Below are 18,218 nucleotides of genomic sequence, written 5' to 3'. Positions count from 1 at the left end.
ATTGACTAGTCGGGGCGTAGCGCAGCCTGGTAGCGTACGTGCATGGGGTGCACGGGGTCGGAGGTTCGAATCCTCTCGCCCCGACCAATCGAATCAAGAAAAGGCCAATCTTCGGATTGGCCTTTTTTCTGCCCAGCCTCCGCATCCACGCTGCGGCCAGCCCACCTTCAAGGCGTCTTCGCGACGCTGTCGCCGAGCCAATGATGATCGATGTCGTGCAAACCCCACTCGGCAGCGCTCTCGCATCCAACAATCGCATCGCGTGCCCCCGGCGCCCCCAGGTCAATCAACTCCGGCCGGATATAAGCCCGTGCCCGCGTCGAGAAAAACACCTTGATCTTCGGCAGCAGCAGCGATTTGCCGCAGGGTTGTTCGGCAACGACGCCGAGGCGGCCCGACTGCAGGCGCACCAGCGTGCCCACGGGATAGATACCGAGGCACTTGACGAAGGCGGCGAACACGGCTTCGTCGAACTGGCCGGCGCGGGCCCATTCGGCCATGCGGCGCAGCGACTCGGCCGGGCACCAGCCGGCCTTGTAGGGCCGGTTCGAGGTGATGGCGTCGTACACATCGCACACTGCGCCCATGCGCGCATACAGTCCCAGAGCGTCACCGGACAGCCGGTGCGGATAGCCCCGTCCGTCGGGTCGTTCATGGTGGTGCAGGCACACTTCCAGCGCCACCGGGCCGACGTCGGGTGAGGCCAGCAGCATTGCGTGGCCCTTTTCCGGGTGGCCGCGTACGACGAAAAATTCGTCCTCGGTCAGGCTGCCCGGTTTGTTGAGCACTTCCGCCGGGACCGCCATCTTGCCGACGTCATGCAACAGACCGGCCAGGCCCAGTTCGCGCGTGAGATGGTCGTCCAGGCCCAGCTGGCGCGCCAGTGCGATCATCAGCGCGCAGACGGCCACCGAATGCATATACGTGTAGTTGTCGGCCGTCTTCAGGCGTGCCAGACCGATCAGCGCGCCGGGATTGCGCAGTACCGAGTTGGCGATGGATTCGACCAGCGGCATGGCGTGGCGCATCTCGACCGCGCAGCCCATGCGCGCCTCGTTGAACATGTCGCACAGTGCACGCTTGGATGCATTGAGCAGCACGGCGGCGCGGCCGAGTTCGTCTTCCATGGTGGAATGCGCAGGGGTACGGAAGCGAAACGTCGGACCCGCTGCCGGGGGCGGGGCGGCTGGCGCCGTGGCGCTATCCTCCGGTGCGGACGCCACATCGAGGCCACGTTCGGTGTCGATCCAGGCATCGGCGGCGCGACTGGCCGCGATGCGCTCGAGCTGCGCTGCCGATTCGATCAGAAACGACGATTGCCAGAACGGCGTATCGATCCACGAGCAGCACAGTTGTTCCACATACATCCCTAACCGCAACTGCTTGATGGCGACTTTCTTCAAGCCGTGACGCGCGACCGGCGCGGCCTGTCGACCGCTCCCGATCATGGCATGGCCAGTTGCAGCGCAGGGGTGCGCTTGGCGCCCAGATGATGGCGGGGCGCCGGCGCTGGCGTTGCGGTGAGTGCTGCGGTGCTGGCCAGCTTGAACACGGCCAGCGCCTGTACCACCTTGCGCGTCTGTTCCTGCAGCGCAGCGGCGGCCGCCGCCGATTGCTCCACCAGTGCGGCGTTCTGCTGGGTCACGCCGTCCATTTGCGTGACGGCGTCGTTGACCTGGCCGATGCCGGCAACCTGCTCGCGCGAGGCGGAGGCGATTTCGTTCATCAGGCCGCTGACCTTGCGCACGGCTGCCTGCACCTGCTGGGTAGTCTCGCCAGCGCGCGCAGCCAGCGTGGCGCCGGCCTCGACCTGCGCGATGGAGGCCGCGATCAGCCGCTTGATTTCCTGTGCCGAAGTGTTGCTGCGCTGGGCCAGGTTGCGCACTTCGCTGGCGACGACGGCAAATCCGCGCCCCTGCTCGCCGGCACGGGCGGCCTCGACGGCCGCGTTCAGGGCCAGGATATTGGTCTGGAACGCGATGCCTTCGATGATGCCGATGATGTCGCCGATCTTGCGCGATGCCTCCGAGATCTGGTTCATGGTTGCGATCACTTCGCTGACGATCTGGCCACCGCTCACGGCGGTGCCGTCGGCTGCCTCGGCCATGGTGCTTGCCTGGCCGACGCTGGCGCTGTTCTGCTGGACGGTCGAGGCCAGCTCTTCCATGCTGGAGGCGGTCTCTTCAAGTGCCGAGGCCTGGGATTCGGTACGCCCCGACAGATCCATATTGCCGGTGGCGATCTCCGCGGTCGCCACGCTGATCTGCTGGAAATTGCTGCGCACGTCGCCCACGATGGACTGCAGGTTGACGCGCACCTGGCGCATGGCGCGCACCAGCTGGCCCATTTCGTCCTGCCGGTCGCTGCTGAAATCCGAGGTCAGGTCGCCACCTGCCATGACCTGGCAAGCCTGGCGCGCAGCTTCCATCGGACGCAGCAAGGTCGCGTGCAGCGCGTACCAGAAGTACAGCAGCGATGTAATGGCAGCGCCGGTCAGCACTGTCAGCGTGGTTTCGAGATTGGCAAACCGGGTCGCGCCGTCGAACAGGTGGAAACCCAGCAGAAGCAGCAGTATCGCGCACTGGCCCGCCAGATTCAGCGCGATGCGGCGCCGCAGCGACATCCTGGTCAGGGCGGCGAGCCGGCCGCGCAGTCCTGTGGCGCGCACTACGCCCTGTTCCAAGCGGATATTGCCGGCGGTCCCGGCTTTCATGTTGCGATAGAGTTCTGCCGCTGCTGTGATCTGGGCGCGCGTGGGCTTGGTGCGCACCGACATGTAGCCGACCGCCTTGCCGTTTTCCATGACCGGTGTCGCATTCGCCATGACCCAATAGGCGTCGCCATTCTTGCAGCGGTTCTTGACCATGCCCGTCCACGACCGTCCCGAGCGGATGGTGGCCCAGAAGTCGGCAAATGCCTCCACCGGCATGTCGGGATGGCGCAGGATATTTTGCGGGGCGCCGATCAGCTCCTCCTCGGTGTAGCCGCTGATGGCGATGAAGTACGGGTTGGCGTACGTGATATTGCCCTGCAAATCGGTGGTCGACACGATGGTGTCCGTGTCGCTCAGTTCGATTTCAACGTTGGTAACTGGAAAATTATTGCGCATGAATGGCTCCTGCTTGACATGAGGCGGGCGTGGTGCGCCACCGATTTGATTCACTCCAGCAACAATTTTAAGTCATAAAAATCGAATGTCGCAAATAAAACGAATAAATTGAATTATTTTTTAGGTTGTGTTGCGATTTTTCACGTTCGGTGTCGCGGCGAGCCGCAGGTGGTGCACCATGCAAGGACGCATGACGACAGCAACGCGTTAGTTGCAATCCAGACATTGTTTTGTTGTGTTCTCGCCAGCCAGGTCCAGCATGAGAAAAATGGTCATTCCACCCCTCGGGCCCGTCAAGCGGCGTCGGTATGTCGAATTCGCCATGCTGGCAGCAGCGCTGATCTTCATCGGCGCCAGCCTTGCTTACCTGCATCTGACCGAGGTCGCGCGCATCGAAAGCAGTGAGCGGGCCCGGCTGCTGTCGCTCACGAAGCTGTTGGCCAGCAATATCAAGACCGATCTCGAGGCCACCAATGTGGCGCTGAAAGGTGTCGTCCGCGATTACCTGAGCGAGCCGGATGGGATCGTTGCCGATGCTGCGCTCTCCCGTCGCCTTGCCGCGCTGGTCGGTGCCATGCCCGGACTGCGCGCGATGATGGTGTTCGACCGCGACGGGCAGGTGCGCGCTGCCAGCCACCAGGATCTGTACGGGCGCGATTTTTCGCGGCGCGACTACTTGGCCGCAGTGCGGCGCGCGCCCAGCAGCCGCACGCTGTACGTGGCCGAGCCGTTCCGCTCGATCCGCGGCGACCAGGTGGTGACGGTTGCGCGCATGGTGCCGGACGCCACCGGCCGGTTTGCGGGCCTGGTGCTCGCCACCCTCGACCCCGAATATTTCACCGGCCAGTTTCGCACCGCGATGTATGCGCCCGACGTCTGGGCGCTGGTGATCCATGGCGGCGGGCGGCAATTACTGAACTATCCGCCGAAGGGCAACATCGACGGCATCAACCTGGCGCGGCCGGGCACATTCTTCCAGCGCCACCGCAGCAGCGGTGCGGTTGCGGGGATACTCGAAGGCAAGGTCTACACTACAGGCGAGCAGCGGGTCATGGCGATGGTCACGATCGCGCCAGCGGCGCTGGCGATGGACTTTCCGCTCGTGATCGGCCTGAGTCGCGACGTGACTACGGTCGCTGCGCCGCTACGGCGCCAGGGACTGACGCTGGCCGTGCTGTTTGCCCTGCTGGCAACCGGCGCCTTCGCTGCGCTGGCCGTCTTGCAGCGCAAGGGGGCGCAATGGGCACGCCAGGATACCGAGCAGGCGCGGGCACGCGTTGCCATGCAGGGCGTGTATGACAGCGAAGCGCGTTTTCGCACGCTGATCGAAGACGCGCCGCTGGCCATTGCCATCCTGCGCCACGGCCGCTTCATCTATTCCAATCCGCGCTACCGGGCCTTGCATGGCTATGCTGCAACGGACGATCTGACCGGACTGCGCTGGCGCGCGATGATTGCTGCGCAGTCGCTGGACGACTTGGCGCGGCAAGAGGCCCTGATCGAGGCCGACACCCCGACCGAGCAGCATTTCGAGGCGATTGGCCTGGGCAAGTGGGGCTGCAACGTGCCGGTCTACAAGACCACCGCCCAGGTGAAGCTGGCGGATGGACCGGCAACGCTGGTCTTCGCGCAGGATATTTCGGCGCAAAAAAGCGCCGAGGCCGAAATGCTGCTGGCCCGCGATGCAGCCGAGGCGGCCAGCCGCAGCAAGGCCGAGTTCCTGGCCAATATGAGCCACGAAATCCGCTCGCCGCTCAATGCCGTGCTGGGCTTCGCCTATCTGCTCGAGCAGCGTGCGATCGATGCCGATGCACGCAGCATGGTGCGTAATATCCGCGTGTCCGGCCAGTCCCTCCTGGCCATCGTCAATGACATCCTCGACGTGTCGAAAATCGAGGCCGGGCACATGCTGATCGAGACCGCGCCGTTCTGCCTGGCCGAGCTGCTGGACAAGGTCGCCACCAGCATGCGCATCGGCGCTGCTGACAAGGATCTGCAACTGATCGTTGACACGCCGCCTGACGGTGTCGGCATTCTGCTGGGGGACGCGTTGCGGCTGGAGCAGGTGCTGCTCAACCTGACCGGCAACGCCGTCAAGTTCACACCAAACGGTGAGGTCGCGCTGCGCTGCACCTTGCTGCGGCGCGACGGCGATGCGCTGGTGCTCGAGTTCAGCGTGCACGACACCGGCATCGGCATCGACCCTGCCGCCCAGGAGGCGATTTTTTCACCGTTCACCCAGGCCGACAGCTCCACCACGCGGCGCTTTGGCGGCACCGGCCTGGGGCTGACCATCTGCCGCCAGCTGGTCGCACTGATGGGCGGCGCGCTGGTCGTCGACAGCGCGCCCGGACGCGGCAGCGTGTTCAGCTTCAGCCTGCCGCTGCAGGCATCCACCGAGCTCGACGCCACGCCCGTCTGCACGACCGATGCGCTCCAGGAGCAGGTCCTGCGCGACATGTGCGTGCTGGTTGTCGACGACAGCGACATCAACCGCGAGGTGGTCCAGCGCATCCTGCGCGACCAGGGCGCCGAGACCGTCGGCGTTGGCGATGGCCGGCAAGCGCTGGACTGGCTGCTGGCGCATCCGGAGCAGGCCGACGTCGTGCTGATGGACGTGCAGATGCCTGTCATGGACGGCATCGAGGCCACCCGGCAGCTGCGCTGCATGCCGCAGTTCGACGACCTGCCCGTGATCGCGCTCACTGCCGGGGCATTCAAGGAACAGCAAGAGGCTGCGCTGGCAGCCGGCATGTGCCATGTGCTGAGCAAGCCATTCGATGCACAGGCGATGCTCGCGTTGATTGCGCGCTTGTGCCATGGCCAAGGCATCACGCCCGGCCAGTCGCCCCCGCAGAACGACGCCGAAGCGCTCGACGTGGCTGCCGGGCTTGCGCTATGGCTGGACGGTGCGGCTTACCGCCAGTATCTGGCCCAGTTTCTCGACCTGCATGGCGACAGCGTGGCGGACATGCGGGCCAGTCTGGCCGCCGGCCGGCCCGCCGAAGCGGCGGCATTGGCGCACAAACTGGCCGGTGTGGCCGCCAGCCTGGCCCTGCCTGCCACGCACGCCGCCGCCCATCAGGCCGAGAGCATGCTGTACGCCGCGATGCGCGACCCGGGTGCTGACGCTGCCGCAGTCGATCTGGCGCCACTGACCGCGGTGCTGGCACAGGCGCGGCGCGCCATCCACCAATACCTCGGACCGGCGCCGGCTGTGGCGACCCCACCCGTGGCAGCGCCACCGGAAGTGCTGCACGCGTATCTGGCCGGTCTGCTGGACGCACTCGAGGCCGATGCACTGGAAGAGGCCGAGGCCTGCCTGGCGGCGCTGGCGCCCATGCTGCCTGCGGCGGTGCTCGATCGTGTCTGGCATCCGCTGCGACGCTTCGATTTCCGCGCCGCCGAGGGCGCTGCGCGTTCGTTGGTGGCAACCGTGCCGGTGGCAGCAGCGCACTGAGCCACCTTGCTGCGGCTGCGGCTACGGCTGTGCTTCAGCGGCCCGGCTGCGTCCAGCGGCGCACGAGGTCGCCAAGCTGCTGCGCCGTGAACGGCTTGCTCAGATAATCGTCCATGCCGGCCGCCAGGCAGCGTTCGCGGTCGCCGTCGATGGCGCTGGCGGTCAATGCCACCACTGCCAGGCGCGGCGCGCCGCTGGCGTCTTCACGCTGGCGCAGCTGGCGGCAGGCCTCGTAGCCGTCGAGCACCGGCATCATGCAATCCATCAGCACCAGGTCATAGGTGCTGGTCGCCAGCGCTGCCAGCGCGACTTCGCCATTGACGGCCTCGTCGACCCGGCAGCCAAGCTTTTCGAGCAGGATCCGCAGCAGCTCGCGGTTGATTTCGGTGTCCTCGACGACGAGCACGCGCGGCGACCCCACGGCAGCGCGCAGGCCGGATGCGGTGACGGCGTCGGGCACCGGCGTCGTCGCCAGGCTGCACGGCACGAGCAGGCGGAAACAGGCGCCGGGCCCGGTACGGGGAACCAGGTCGATACTGCCGCCCATCAGGTCCGCCAGCCGCCGGCAGATGGCCAGGCCCAGGCCGGTGCCGCCGTAGACGCGGCTGATGGTGTTGTCGGCCTGGCTGAATGGCTGGAACAGGCGCGCCTGCGCAGCCGGCTCGATGCCGATGCCATGATCGGTGACCTGGTACAGCAGCACCCAGCCGCCGGCTGCTTCCGGATCGCGCCGCGCCAGCACGGTCAGTTCGATCGGGCCGCCACCGGCCGGTGTGAACTTGATGGCGTTGCTGAGCAGATTGCCCAGCACCTGGCCGATGCGGTCGGCGTCGGCCATGACGGCCGGCGGCAGCACGCCCGGTCGCAGCACGATCGCCAGGCGTTTGCGCTCTGCGCTCATGCGGTACGAATCGACCCGCTGCGTCGCATGGCGCAGCGGGTCGAACGCCTGCGGCACCATCTCCAGGTTGCCGGACTCGACCTTTGAAAAGTCGAGGATGTCGTTGATGGTACGCAGCAGTTCGAGCACGCTCTGGTGGACGGTGCGCGCATACCGGTCCAGTGGGGCCGCCAGGCCGGCGCCCAGCAGCAACTCGGACATGCCGACGATCCCGTTCATCGGCGTGCGGATCTCGTGGCTCATCATTGCCAGGAACCGCGACTTGGCCTGATTGGCGGCCTCGGCCTGGGCCTTCAGCGCCAGCGCCTCGATGGCATCGCGCTCGCGCTGGCGCACGATGCGCAGGACCGTGGCAAACGCGAGGGCCACGCCGATCATGCCGGTCAACGCAATCGCGCCCAGAGGGCGCAGATTGCGCCACCAATGGCTCGTCAACAGCGCTTCGGGCACGGACGCTTCGATGATCAACGGGTAGTTGCGAACCGGCCGCTGCGCCACCATGCGCGGCGCAGCAGGGCTCGAGCCGGTATCGTGCAACTGGCCCAGCATGGCATCACGCTGCGGCCACGACGCCAGCACGATCCGGTCGCTCGACAACAGCGAGATCGCCGCTTCCTGGCCCGGGCTGACAGAATGGAAGAAGTCGTTGAACGATGCGCATGAAATGCCGACCACCGCCACACCGGCAAAGCGGCCATCCGGGGTCTCGCGGCGGCGGCTCAGGTAAAACGTCCAGGCGCCGTTGACCTTGTTGCGCACCGGCCGGCTGACGTGATGGGCGGTGCTGCGGTGCGCGCGGTGGTAAGCGAAGTAATCGCGTTCGGACAGGTTGATGACGGGGGCTGGCCAGGCGCGGGTGGAATTGAGCATCGCACCATCCGCGCCGATGATGCTGGCAACCGCGGCCTGGGGAAGGCCACTGATCTTGTCGGTCATGGTGCGAAAGAGGGCTTCGCCGGCCATGGCCGGATCGTCGTTCTTGGCCGGCAGCGCGGCGATGATGCTGTCGAGCGCGAGGCTGGACGAGGCCATCGATTGCGCCGTACTTTCGGCCAGTACCAGTGTCAGGTTGTCGAGATCGCCGGCCCAGTCGTCGAACTCGCGAGCGCGCAACACCCATGCCGAGCTGACCAGCCCGAGCGTGAGCAGCAGCACGAGGGCCGCGCAGATCATGGCGCTGGTGCTGCGCGTGTCCAGTTGCTGCAAGCGATGCCACCATGGCACGCCGTTCATCGATGTGTCCGCGATCACCCATGCCCCCGTCGATTTTGGTAGGCACGAGAAGTATAGGTTAAAACCTTTAAATCCCTTAATTTAATTTAATAAATTGTATTTAACGAATTTGTTGATTGGGCATAGCGTCTCCGCTACGCGAGCCTCAGGCTGCGGGAGCGTTGCGCGAGATTGGCGCGCAGGTAACCGCGCAGCTCGTCGTAGTTGATCGGTTTGGGGAAAAACACCACGCCCGCCGGTACGCCACCACGCGCTGCCAGCTCGTCAGCAGGCAGCCCGGACAGGATGGCAATACTGACGTCTGCCAGCTCCGGGTCGGTCATGACGGTGCGGACCACTTCGAAGCCATCGATGCCATCCATCACGATGTCCGCCAGCAGGATGTCCGGCGGACGGCGGGCAATCTCCAGCAGCGCCTGGTAGCCGTTTTCACAGAAGATGAACTCTGCCGGCAGATCCCAGCCGCCAAACTGGCGCTGGTACAGGGCGCGCTGGATGGCGTTGTCCTCGATCACGAGAATGGTCGCGCGCCCGCCGCCTTCGCGCGGTGTGCTGCCTGCCAGCTTATGCTTGTAGTCAAGGATAGATTTAAGCGGAATCCGGCGGTGCCCGCCCTGGGTTTTCCAGGCCTCCAGCACACCCGTTTCGGCCAGTTGCTGCACCAGCGATACCGATACGCCGAGCATGTGGGCGGCAACCTGCGTGGTACACACCTCGTCGGACATCACTGCACTTTTCTTCGTTGCCACCAGAACCACTCCCCGCCAATCTCGCCATCAATGAGAATTCATTGAATTCGTTTTAATTGCTCGTATTGTATCGTACGCCTGCATCACAGATCAGCACGCTATTGCGTCGGCCGGCTGGCAGCACTTGTAGAAAAACGTCGTTGCGCACAGCGCGCCATCGGGAAGATGCGCGAAATCCGGTATCACCCCTGCACGTTGCCATCCCGACCGTTCATACAGGCGCTCGGCGACCGCGTCTGCGGTGTCCAGAACGAGCACACTGCGTCCCTGGGCACGTGCTGCTCCCTCGACCGCTTCCATCAGGCACCGGCCCAGGCCTGCACCACGCGCCCGGCGCAGCACCAGCAGCTTGGCCACGTCAGCCCGATGTTGCTGGTTGTCCGGCATCGCCGTGATCAACTGGACGGTGCCGAGAATGCCGGCGCTGTCTTCGGCCACGATGAGCGTTCGTTCTGCGCGTCCCACACCGGCGGCGACGTCGTGCCAGAACTGCAGCGCCGTCGTGCGCGCGAGCGGCAGCATGAAGCTGACCGACGCGCCGCCTTCGACGCAATCGATCAGCACGTCGGCCAGTTGCTCGCTGCAGGCAAGCGCCTCGTGCTGCGAGAGCGTGCGTAGCGTGATGGCGTGGGGCATGAAGGTTCTCCTGGAGATTGTTATGACGTGCCGGCCAGGTCCGGCAGTGGTTCAGTCGACTGTCGTCGCTCCCGGAGCCTGCCCGGCAACCAGTGTACGTGACCCGGCATGGGGGCGCCCGTCAATCGGGATATTGATGAAGAACGTCGTCCCGCGGTCGTGGCTGCTGTCCACGCCAATACTGCCGCCATGGCTTTCGGCCACTGCGCGCACATAGGGCAGGCCGATGCCCCAGCCTTGCGGGTCGCCGCGCTGGGCCAGCTCGGCCCGGCGATACATCTGGAAAATGCATTCCTGCTCATGCGGCGGAATCGGCGGGCCGTCGTTGTGCACCGACACCAGCAGGCGTTCGTGGAGCTGGTCCACCTTGACGCTGATCGGCGTGGCAGGCGCCCCGTATTTCACCGCGTTGGACACCAGATTCTCGATCGCCCGCCTGAACACCTGGCGATCCCACCAGCCATTGACCGGGTGTGCATTGAGCTCGAAACGGGGCCCGTGCGCGGTGCGTGCGTCGGCCAGCACCTCGGCCACGAGTTCGTCCATCGGAAAGCTCGTGATCGTCAGCGGAATGGTCTCGCCACTGTGAAACGCCATCGTATCGAGCAACTCGTCGACCATGCTGCTCATGCGCCGCGTATTGGCCAGCGCCTTGCCGGCCACCTTTTTAATCTGGTCCAGGTCGTTGCTGCGCAGGATGAGTTCAAGCGCAGTGACCGTGGCGCCCAGCGGGCCGCGCATATCGTGCGTCAGCGCTGCAGCGAAGCGTTCCCGGAAACCGCTGTGCACCAGCGAGAACGCTTCCACGGCCTCTTGAATGCCGGAATCGATCGATGAATGGATCGTGTGGATTTCGCTGTGATCGAGCACGACCTGTTCGCGGTGCAGCACATCGAAGATGGCCCAACGGAAGATCTGATACTCCTCCATCAGCGCAGTGTGATCGTACGACGTGATGCGCGCGCGTTCGCCGCCATGCTCGGCAGCAACCGTGGTGCCGTCGACGGCGGACGTGCGCGGGTAGTCCGGGCTGATGCTCTGGACGATGTTGTCGTAGAACACTGGCAGCGTATCGATCAGGATCGGATGCTGCACATTGCGCGCCTGCGCAACGCGTTCACGCACGCGTGCTTCCCATGTCGCGAAAACGGCCCCGCGCAGGCCCAGCATCCGCTGTGCATTGGCCGACAGGTGGTCGGAGCCGGCTTGCTGGTCGGTGGCGAAACTCACTGGAGGCTGCCCTTTCGATGATGAATGTCGTATTGACGAGCGGCTATTTTACGCCGGGCCACGGGCGCATGCCGTCCGATTGTGATCAGGTAGGCAGGCGCCCCGGGTCCGGCGCCAGTTCGTCGAGCAACGCCAGCAGACAGGGAATGTCCACCGGCTTGACCAGGTGCCGCGCAAAGCCGGCGGCCTGCGACGCGGCCACGTCCTGTGGCTGCCCGTAGCCGCTGAGCGCCAGCATGACTGCCCCGGCTGCGCGTGGCGTGGCGCGCAGCCGCTGCGCGAGCTGGTAGCCGTCCATGTCGGGCAGGCCGATGTCGAGCAGGCAGACATCGAACGATTCGGCGTCGGCGCGCAGCAGGGCGCCATGCGGCGACGCCTCGACCTGTACCTTGTGACCCATGGCTGAGAGCACCATGCCCAGCGATTCGGCCGCGTCGCGGTTGTCGTCGACGATCATGATGCGCAGCGCCGTGTGCGCGGCCAGCGCGTGCTCTTCTTGCGTCGTGGTGGCAGGATCGGCCGCATTGGCGTCCAGCGGCAGCGTGACGGCAAAGCAGCTGCCCCGGCCAGGCCCGTCGCTGTATGCCTCGACCTTGCCGCCGTGCAGCGTCACCATGCTGCGCACCAGGGCCAGGCCAAGGCCGAGCCCGCCCTGTGTCCGGTCCGGCGTGCGCCTGGCTTGCGTGAACAGCTCGAAGATGGCGGGCAGCAGGCCGGCATCGATGCCGATCCCGTTGTCCCTGACCGACAAGGTCACGCTGGCCGCATCGGCGGCGGCTTCGGCAAACACCGTGATCTCGCCGCCGTCCGGCGTGTACTTGGCCGCGTTGCCCAGCAGGTTGGTCATGACCTGCACCAGTCGCTTGCGATCGCCCGTGACGGTGACGTTGGCCGCGCCCAGGCGCGTTGCGAGGGTGTGGCCCTTTTTTTCGATGAGCGGACGCGCCTGTTCGATAGCGCTGTAGATCACGGTCCTGAGATCGACCGGCAGGCGCTCGAGTTCGACCAGGCCGCGCGTGACGCGCGAGACGTCGAGCAGATCGTCCACCAGCTCGACCATGTGCCGCACCTGGCGGCCGATGACGTCGGCCGCATGCGCGGTGCGCTTCGGGTCGACGCCCGGGAGCTTGAGCATCTGGGCAGCGGTGCTGATTGGCGCCAGCGGATTGCGCAGTTCATGCGCCAGCATCGCCAGGAATTCGTCCTTGCGGACATTGGCCGCCTTGAGTTCTTCGGCGGCCAGCCGCTGGTCGTGCATGTCGGTGACCGTGCCCATCCAGCGGATGATGGCGCCGGTCTCGTCGTGCACCGGCAGGGCGCGGTTGAGCACCCAGCGATACTCGCCGCTGTGGTGGCGCAGCCGGTGCTCGATCTCGAACAGGACGCCGCTGGCCAGGCTGGCCGTCCACTGGGTGCGTAGCGCCGGCAAGTCGTCGGCGTGGATGGTCCGGGTCCAGCCGCTGCCGGCCAGCGCCTGACTCGACATCCCTGTGAATTCGCACCAGCGCCGGTTCGCGTAATCGTTGGTGCCATCGGGCAGGCCTGACCACACCATCTGCGGCATCGCCTCGGTCATCGTGCGGAACTTGCCTTCGCTCTCGCGCAACGCCCGCTGGACCTGCACCTGCGCCGTCAGGTCCATCGACGCCGCCACGGCGCCGGTGATGTTGCCGGCGTCGTCGCGGATGGGGGCGGCCCGGGTGAGCAGCGTGTGCCGCTCGTGCGGCCGGCCGAACGGTTCGATCTCGACGAAGTCGGCGTCGACCTGCTCGCCACGCAGCGCGCGCACCAGCGACCAGTCGCGGGCCTGGACCGGCTGGCCGTGACGCTGCGAACCGTCGGCCCACCAGCCGCGCCAGTCAGCGTAGCCTTCGGTGCTGGTGGTCATCGGATGCTCGCCCCACAGCACGTGCATCATCGGGTTTGCCGACGAGAGCGCACCCTGGGCGTCGGCATAGACGATCCCCACCGGCGCCGAACTGAGCAGCGCGTCGAGCCGGCGCCGGTCGGCCTCGGCCTGGGCGAGGGCGGCGCGCGCAGCCGCTTCGCTTGCCTGCAGCGCGCGTTCGGCGTTCTTCTGGTTGCTGATATCGGTAAACAGCAGCGCCACGCGGCGCCTGGTCGGGTGCGCGATGCGGCTGGCGTACACCGTGAACCAGCGGCCCATCGCCTCCGAGCCTTCTTCGAAGCGGCGCGCCACGCCGCTGCGGGCGATGCCGTCATAGGTGTCGATCCAGCTCTGCTCGATGCCGGGCACCAGCGCGCGCGCGGTTCTGCCGATGCTGTCGGCCAGGCCCGTGTGACGGGCAAAGGCGGGGTTGGCTTCGACGAACAGGTAGTCGACCGCCTTGCCGTGGGCATCGTCGATCATCTCGATCATGCCGAAGCCTTCGTCCATGGTGTCGAACAGTGCATGGTGGGTTTGCTCGAGGCGCTGGCGCAGCAGATGGCTGTGCGTGACGTCGTTAACGATGGCGAGCACGCCGCGCACGCCGCCTTCGTCCTCGATCGGGCTGTAGCCGTAAGTCCACCAGATGTCTTCGCGCCGGCCGTGGCGCGTGAGCGGGATCAGCCGGTCATCGTGCCAGGCGGCGGGGCCGCCGGCCATGATGCACTCGATCTCGGGTCCGATCAGGTCCCAGGCTTCCGCCCAGCAATCCCGGCCGGGCTGGCCCAGCGCGGAGGGATGGCGTTCCGGACCGAGGGTCTGGCGGTAGCTGTCGTTGTAAAACTGGATCAGTTCGTCGCCCCACCAGATGAACATCGGGTGATTGCTCGACAATACGACCCGGACCATGGTCTTGAGCGCCATGGGCCAGGTGTCCGGCAGCCCCAACGGGGTGGCTTGCCAGTCGTGGGCGCGCATGAGGGCGCCCATTTCGCCGCCGCCGGCCAAAAAACTGAAAGGTGAATGCAAGGGGTTCGATGGTGGGATGGTCGAACGTTCAAGATACGGGCTGGCTGCGCAATCCGCAATCCCAATGGCGTGCGGCAATCATGTGTTGCGTTGAAGGCGCAGCAGCAACCAGGCCGCCACTGTCGTGAAGGTCGCGATCAGTCCGCACACGATCCAGAAGCCGTGGCCGTTGTCGGCCAGCGGGACGCCCCCCACGTTCATGCCGAGCAGGCCCGCAATCAGGTTGATCGGCAGCGCCATGACCGTCACGATCGTGAGCAGGTACAGGCTGCGCGCATTGTCTTCGTTCACGCGTGCGGCGATTTCTTCCTGCAGCAGCTTGATGCGTTCCTGCAGCGCGGCCAGGTCGCTCAGCACCACGGTGAATTCTTCGGTGGCCTGGCGCAGGTCCTGGCGGTCTTCGCCATGCACCCAGACCGGCGGGCGCTGCAACAGCCGGAACAGCGCGGCCGGCTCCGGCGCCAGCAGGCGCTGCAGCCGCACCAGCACACGGCGCAAGGCACCCAGTTCTTCGCGCTGGCGTGTCAGGCGTCCTGCCAGCAGGCGGTCTTCGATGGTGTCGACGCGCGCCACCGCATCGCGCACGATGTTCACCAGCACGTCGGCCTGGTCGCGCAGCAGGTGCACCAGCAACTCGCTCGACGAGCGCAGCGGCGCGCCCTGCAAGACATCCTGGCGCAGGCGCTCGATCGACGCCAGTGGTTTGCGGCGTGCACTGATGACGGCGTGCGGCGTGACGTGGGCCCACAGGGTCGAGATTTCGGCGCTGTCGAGCGAAAAGCCGTGCAGCACGTCGTTGATGACGGCGATCAGAGCATCATCGGCGATTTCGATGCGGGTCGAGCGCGAGCCCTGGTGCAGCGTCGCGTAGAACTCGTCGGCCAGGCCGGCGTGCTGGCGCAGCCAGCGTTCGCTGGCCGTGTTCGACAGGTTGAAGTGCAGCCAGATGAACTGGTTCGGCTGCGGCGCTGCCATCCAGCGCACGGCGTCGGCCACGCCGATGGGCACCGCAGTTGGCACCGCAGTTGGCACCGCAGTGGGCGCGGCGCCAGTCCCGGGGTCGATCAGGAAACCCCACACCAGGCCCGAATTGTCGGAGCCGTAATTGAAGCTGGATGCCGCCATTTCCCGTCCAGGTTGAATCAACGATGGGCAATTGTAGGGCCATCCACGCGCACCATGTGCAGGATCAGGTGCGATGTCGGCACACTAGTGCGATGTCATCAAGCTGAAATGTAGGGCCGCTAAGATCGGTGCTGTGTCTCTCTGTCTGTCTCTCTCTCGCGTGATCCCCGACGGATTTCGCGTTATTCCGTCGGCGGCAATGCCGACGGATTTTTTGTGCTCGCGCCCCACGAAAGAAATCAGATGCAAACATCACAGATCGATCGCCGCTATGTCGGCCTGCCGTACATGCAGTCGAATCCGTACGCGGACGCTACCCACGTCGTGCGCCAGGGTATGCAGATCCAGGCCAGCCTTGGCACCCTCAGCGCCGTTGAATTCCTCAAGCAGCATGGCGTGCATGGCGCCGTGATCCACCGTGTGCTGATGGGTGAACTCGTGCGCATGGACGACCAGGTCCTGATCGAGGATCCACGCATGTAATTGCCCGTGGCCGGCACAGGACCGCCGGCGCAGTCTCAGGCGGGTTCGGTCAGCTCGCGCAGGATCGCGCACTGGCCCGCCGTCTGAACCGAGTCGCAGCGCGCACGCACGCTCGACAGGGCAGTGCGCAATTGCTGCAGTTCAGCGATCTGGCGATCGATTTCGGACAACTGATGGTCGACCAGCGCATTGACGCCGCTGCATGAGCGCTCCGGCTGGTCCTGGTAGCCCAGCAACGTGGCGATTTCCGCCAGCGACATCCCCAATGCCCGGCAACGCCGGATGAAATGCAGCCGCTCGGCGTGGCTCGCATCGTAGACCCGGTAGTTCGCCTGCGAACGCACGGGTGGCGGCAACAGACCCTTCAATTCATAGAACCGCACCGTTTCGGCCTGACAACCCGTCAGCTTCGCCAGTTCTCCAATTCGCATCGACATCCACCTTGACCTTGTAGTAACTACAGGGATTCTAATGCATCCATTGTCTTTGGAGGTGCGTATGTCGTCATGCTGTTCCGGATCGTGCAGTTCCGCCACGCCGCCGCCCGACGGGCGCTACCGCAAAGTGCTGTGGGCGGCCCTTGTCATCAACTTCGCCATGTTCGGCGTCGAGATCGTCAGCAGCCTGGCCGCCGGTTCGGTGTCGCTACTGGCCGACTCGGTCGATTTTCTGGGCGACGCCGCCAACTACGGCGTCTCGCTGTTCGTGCTGGGCCTGGCGGTCGTGTGGCGCTCGCGGGCGGCCTATGCCAAGGGCCTCGTGATGGGCGCCTTCGGGCTGCTCGTGCTGGCGCGGGCGGTGTGGCTTGGCACGGGTGACCACGTGCCACAGGCCCAGACCATGGGCGTGGTTAGCGTGCTGGCGTTTGCCGCCAATGGCGCGGTAGCGGCGTTGCTGTATGCATTCAGGAACGGCGACGCAAACATGCGCTCTGTATGGCTGTGCACGCGCAACGACATGATCGGCAATGTGGCGGTAATGCTCGCCGCGCTGGGTGTGTTCGGCACTGGTGCCGGCTGGCCCGATATCGTGGTGGCGTCGATCATGGCGCTGCTCGGCCTGCACGCGGCGCGCGACATCATCCGGCAGGCGCGGGGCGAGTTGCAGCAAGGGGCGCTCGCCCGTATGCCGGCCCGTTAGGGAAGTGCTTCCTTAGCGCTGGTCGCCATGCCCGGCGATCAGCATGGCCGCGTGGTACAGGTCGGGCGCGATGCGGGTGGGCAGCCGGCGCGGGCCCAGGCGCCACTCGGTTTCGTTGCCGTTGTCGATCAGCAGCGTGCGGCAACCGGCGCGGTTGCCGGCTTCGACGTCGTGCAGGATGTCGCCGATCATCCACGATGCGCGCAGGTCGATGTCGTGCTCGTGCGCGGCGCGCAGCAACATGCCGGGTGACGGCTTGCGGCAGGTGCAGGCATGGGCATAGTTGCTGACCGTGCCCAGCGGGTGGTGCGGGCAATAGTAAAAACCGTCGAGCGTGAGCTGCTCGCGAAACAGCAGGTCGCGCAGGCGGTCGGACATCGGTGTCATTGCGTCTTCGCCGAAGCAGCCGTGCGCGATGCCGAACTGGTTGGCGACGACAAACAAGCGGTAGTCGAGGCCAGAGAGCAGCCGCAGCGCGGGCCCGGCGCCGCTGACCAGACGGATGCGACGCGGCTCGGCAGCAAAGGGCATGTCGTCGACCAGCGTTCCGTCGTTGTCCAGGAAAATGGCTTTCATGCGGGCGCCTTTCACGGTGCGGTCATGGTCACGCGACTGGCATCGCCGTTACCTGCGCGGGGCCGCGCCGGCGCTGCAGACTGGCCAGGTGGGTCGCCAGCGCCTCGGCATCGCGCGGCGGAAGGGCGACGGCGGTAGCCTGCCCGCGCGCCACATCGCGCCCGTCGTCCATCGTGATGCCCGTGTCTGCCATGCGCCACGGCATACTGACCAGCACGTCGGCCGCTGCAAGCCAGTCGCGCGAACTGTGCAGCGACGCAGCGACCAAAAAACGCACATGCGCTGTCATGGCCAGTGCGCGCACCAGTTCGCGCAGTCGCGCCAGTTCTGCGCCGGCATCTGCATCTCCCATGGCATCAGCATCAGCCTCAGCCTCAGCCTCAGCCTCAGCATCAGCGCCCACGGCAACCAGCAGCACCGCATCGACACCATGCCGCTGTCGCAGCCTGGCAACGCCCAGGATCACGGTGGCGATGCCAATGCCTGGCGCGAGGCGACCGGCGTGCAGGTGGCTGGCAAGTATCACGAAGCAGGCCGGACCGATATTCAGCCGACGCCGCGCCAGGATACGCTCCGGTAGGTGTGCGCCGAAAGGCGGCACGGCAGCAGGGCAGGGTGCATCGTGCAGCGCTGGCATGGCAAGTCTCCGCTGATTGGGC

General features: G+C 65.8%; 14 protein-coding genes and 1 tRNA gene. 4 read left to right on the top strand and 11 right to left on the bottom strand.

The genetic code is table 11. From position 1 onward, the window contains the following. Nucleotides 1-10 precede the first annotated feature (10 nt). Nucleotides 11-87 (top strand) — tRNA-Pro (locus AC56LY_RS13520). A gap of 80 nt (nt 88-167) precedes the next feature. On the opposite strand, the gene AC56LY_RS13515 is transcribed toward AC56LY_RS13520, so the two are convergent. Beyond that, nucleotides 168-1,448 carry a cyclic di-GMP phosphodiesterase gene (locus tag AC56LY_RS13515; RefSeq protein ID WP_499580313.1) on the bottom strand — a complete coding sequence of 427 codons (1,281 nt, stop codon included), beginning with the start codon at nt 1,446-1,448 and terminating at the stop codon, nt 168-170. Further along, nucleotides 1,445-3,109 carry a methyl-accepting chemotaxis protein gene (locus AC56LY_RS13510; protein WP_499580311.1) on the bottom strand — a complete coding sequence of 555 codons (1,665 nt, stop codon included), beginning with the start codon at nt 3,107-3,109 and terminating at the stop codon, nt 1,445-1,447. Before AC56LY_RS13510 ends, AC56LY_RS13515 begins: the two co-directional genes overlap by 4 nt. A gap of 268 nt (nt 3,110-3,377) precedes the next feature. On the opposite strand from AC56LY_RS13510, the gene AC56LY_RS13505 reads away from it, so the two are divergent. After that, nucleotides 3,378-6,569, top strand: coding sequence for an ATP-binding protein (locus tag AC56LY_RS13505; protein WP_499580309.1), 3,192 nt, complete (start codon nt 3,378-3,380; stop codon nt 6,567-6,569). Nucleotides 6,570-6,603: 34 nt separating this feature from the next. Here the strand turns inward: AC56LY_RS13505 and AC56LY_RS13500 are convergent, their stop codons facing one another. The 6 genes from AC56LY_RS13500 to AC56LY_RS13475 form a co-directional block, all read right to left on the bottom strand. Next, nucleotides 6,604-8,703 carry a hybrid sensor histidine kinase/response regulator gene (locus tag AC56LY_RS13500; RefSeq protein ID WP_499580307.1) on the bottom strand — a complete coding sequence of 700 codons (2,100 nt, stop codon included), beginning with the start codon at nt 8,701-8,703 and terminating at the stop codon, nt 6,604-6,606. 134 nt (nt 8,704-8,837) lie between these two features. Next, nucleotides 8,838-9,428: a response regulator gene (locus AC56LY_RS13495; RefSeq protein WP_499582045.1), complete on the bottom strand. Its 591-nt coding sequence runs from the start codon at nt 9,426-9,428 to the stop codon at nt 8,838-8,840. Nucleotides 9,429-9,542: 114 nt separating this feature from the next. Then, the gene (locus tag AC56LY_RS13490) at nt 9,543-10,088 is read right to left on the bottom strand and encodes a GNAT family N-acetyltransferase (RefSeq protein ID WP_499580305.1); all 546 of its coding nucleotides are present in this window, start codon (nt 10,086-10,088) and stop codon (nt 9,543-9,545) included. Nucleotides 10,089-10,139: 51 nt separating this feature from the next. Continuing rightward, nucleotides 10,140-11,318 (bottom strand): sensor histidine kinase, encoded by a 1,179-nt coding sequence (locus AC56LY_RS13485; RefSeq protein ID WP_499580303.1) that lies wholly within the window; start codon nt 11,316-11,318, stop codon nt 10,140-10,142. A gap of 85 nt (nt 11,319-11,403) precedes the next feature. After that, on the bottom strand, nt 11,404-14,235 hold the full coding sequence (locus tag AC56LY_RS13480) for a hybrid sensor histidine kinase/response regulator (protein WP_499580301.1): 2,832 nt from the start codon (nt 14,233-14,235) through the stop codon (nt 11,404-11,406). Between the two features lie 78 nt (nt 14,236-14,313). Next, nucleotides 14,314-15,360, bottom strand: coding sequence for a transporter (locus AC56LY_RS13475; protein ID WP_499580299.1), 1,047 nt, complete (start codon nt 15,358-15,360; stop codon nt 14,314-14,316). A gap of 243 nt (nt 15,361-15,603) precedes the next feature. Here AC56LY_RS13475 and AC56LY_RS13470 point away from each other — a divergent pair, with 243 nt between their 5' ends. Beyond that, nucleotides 15,604-15,843, top strand: a complete 240-nt coding sequence (locus tag AC56LY_RS13470) for a hypothetical protein (RefSeq protein ID WP_499580297.1) — start codon at nt 15,604-15,606, stop codon at nt 15,841-15,843. 35 nt (nt 15,844-15,878) lie between these two features. Here AC56LY_RS13470 and cadR read toward each other — a convergent pair whose 3' ends face one another. Beyond that, on the bottom strand, nt 15,879-16,280 hold the full coding sequence (gene cadR, locus AC56LY_RS13465; protein ID WP_482899622.1) for a Cd(II)/Pb(II)-responsive transcriptional regulator: 402 nt from the start codon (nt 16,278-16,280) through the stop codon (nt 15,879-15,881). 61 nt (nt 16,281-16,341) lie between these two features. Here cadR and AC56LY_RS13460 point away from each other — a divergent pair, with 61 nt between their 5' ends. Then, nucleotides 16,342-16,983, top strand: a complete 642-nt coding sequence (locus tag AC56LY_RS13460; protein ID WP_499580295.1) for a cation efflux transmembrane domain-containing protein — start codon at nt 16,342-16,344, stop codon at nt 16,981-16,983. A 12-nt stretch (nt 16,984-16,995) separates the two neighbouring features. On the opposite strand, the gene AC56LY_RS13455 is transcribed toward AC56LY_RS13460, so the two are convergent. Continuing rightward, a complete protein-coding gene (locus tag AC56LY_RS13455; protein ID WP_499580293.1) occupies nt 16,996-17,559 on the bottom strand; it encodes a D-glycero-alpha-D-manno-heptose-1,7-bisphosphate 7-phosphatase in 564 nt (187 codons plus the stop codon). Nucleotides 17,560-17,587: 28 nt separating this feature from the next. Continuing rightward, nucleotides 17,588-18,196, bottom strand: coding sequence for a hypothetical protein (locus AC56LY_RS13450; protein WP_499580291.1), 609 nt, complete (start codon nt 18,194-18,196; stop codon nt 17,588-17,590). Between the last annotated feature and the right edge of the window lie 22 nt (nt 18,197-18,218).

The sequence above is a fragment of the Telluria sp. ZT3P25 genome (genome assembly GCF_059685895.1).
This window is presented reverse-complemented; position numbering and strand designations above follow the sequence as displayed.

What these genes read in the sequence shown, in the direction of transcription:
- AC56LY_RS13515 (WP_499580313.1), bottom strand. Translation starts at nt 1,448, where the DNA reads ATGATCGGGAGCGGTCGACAGGCCGCGCCGGTCGCGCGTCACGGCTTG.
- AC56LY_RS13510 (WP_499580311.1), bottom strand. Translation starts at nt 3,109, where the DNA reads ATGCGCAATAATTTTCCAGTTACCAACGTTGAAATCGAACTGAGCGAC.
- AC56LY_RS13505 (WP_499580309.1), top strand. Translation starts at nt 3,378, where the DNA reads ATGGTCATTCCACCCCTCGGGCCCGTCAAGCGGCGTCGGTATGTCGAA.
- AC56LY_RS13500 (WP_499580307.1), bottom strand. Translation starts at nt 8,703, where the DNA reads ATGAACGGCGTGCCATGGTGGCATCGCTTGCAGCAACTGGACACGCGC.
- AC56LY_RS13495 (WP_499582045.1), bottom strand. Translation starts at nt 9,428, where the DNA reads ATGTCCGACGAGGTGTGTACCACGCAGGTTGCCGCCCACATGCTCGGC.
- AC56LY_RS13490 (WP_499580305.1), bottom strand. Translation starts at nt 10,088, where the DNA reads ATGCCCCACGCCATCACGCTACGCACGCTCTCGCAGCACGAGGCGCTT.
- AC56LY_RS13475 (WP_499580299.1), bottom strand. Translation starts at nt 15,360, where the DNA reads ATGGCGGCATCCAGCTTCAATTACGGCTCCGACAATTCGGGCCTGGTG.
- AC56LY_RS13470 (WP_499580297.1), top strand. Translation starts at nt 15,604, where the DNA reads ATGCAAACATCACAGATCGATCGCCGCTATGTCGGCCTGCCGTACATG.
- cadR (WP_482899622.1), bottom strand. Translation starts at nt 16,280, where the DNA reads ATGTCGATGCGAATTGGAGAACTGGCGAAGCTGACGGGTTGTCAGGCC.
- AC56LY_RS13460 (WP_499580295.1), top strand. Translation starts at nt 16,342, where the DNA reads ATGTCGTCATGCTGTTCCGGATCGTGCAGTTCCGCCACGCCGCCGCCC.
- AC56LY_RS13455 (WP_499580293.1), bottom strand. Translation starts at nt 17,559, where the DNA reads ATGAAAGCCATTTTCCTGGACAACGACGGAACGCTGGTCGACGACATG.
- AC56LY_RS13450 (WP_499580291.1), bottom strand. Translation starts at nt 18,196, where the DNA reads ATGCCAGCGCTGCACGATGCACCCTGCCCTGCTGCCGTGCCGCCTTTC.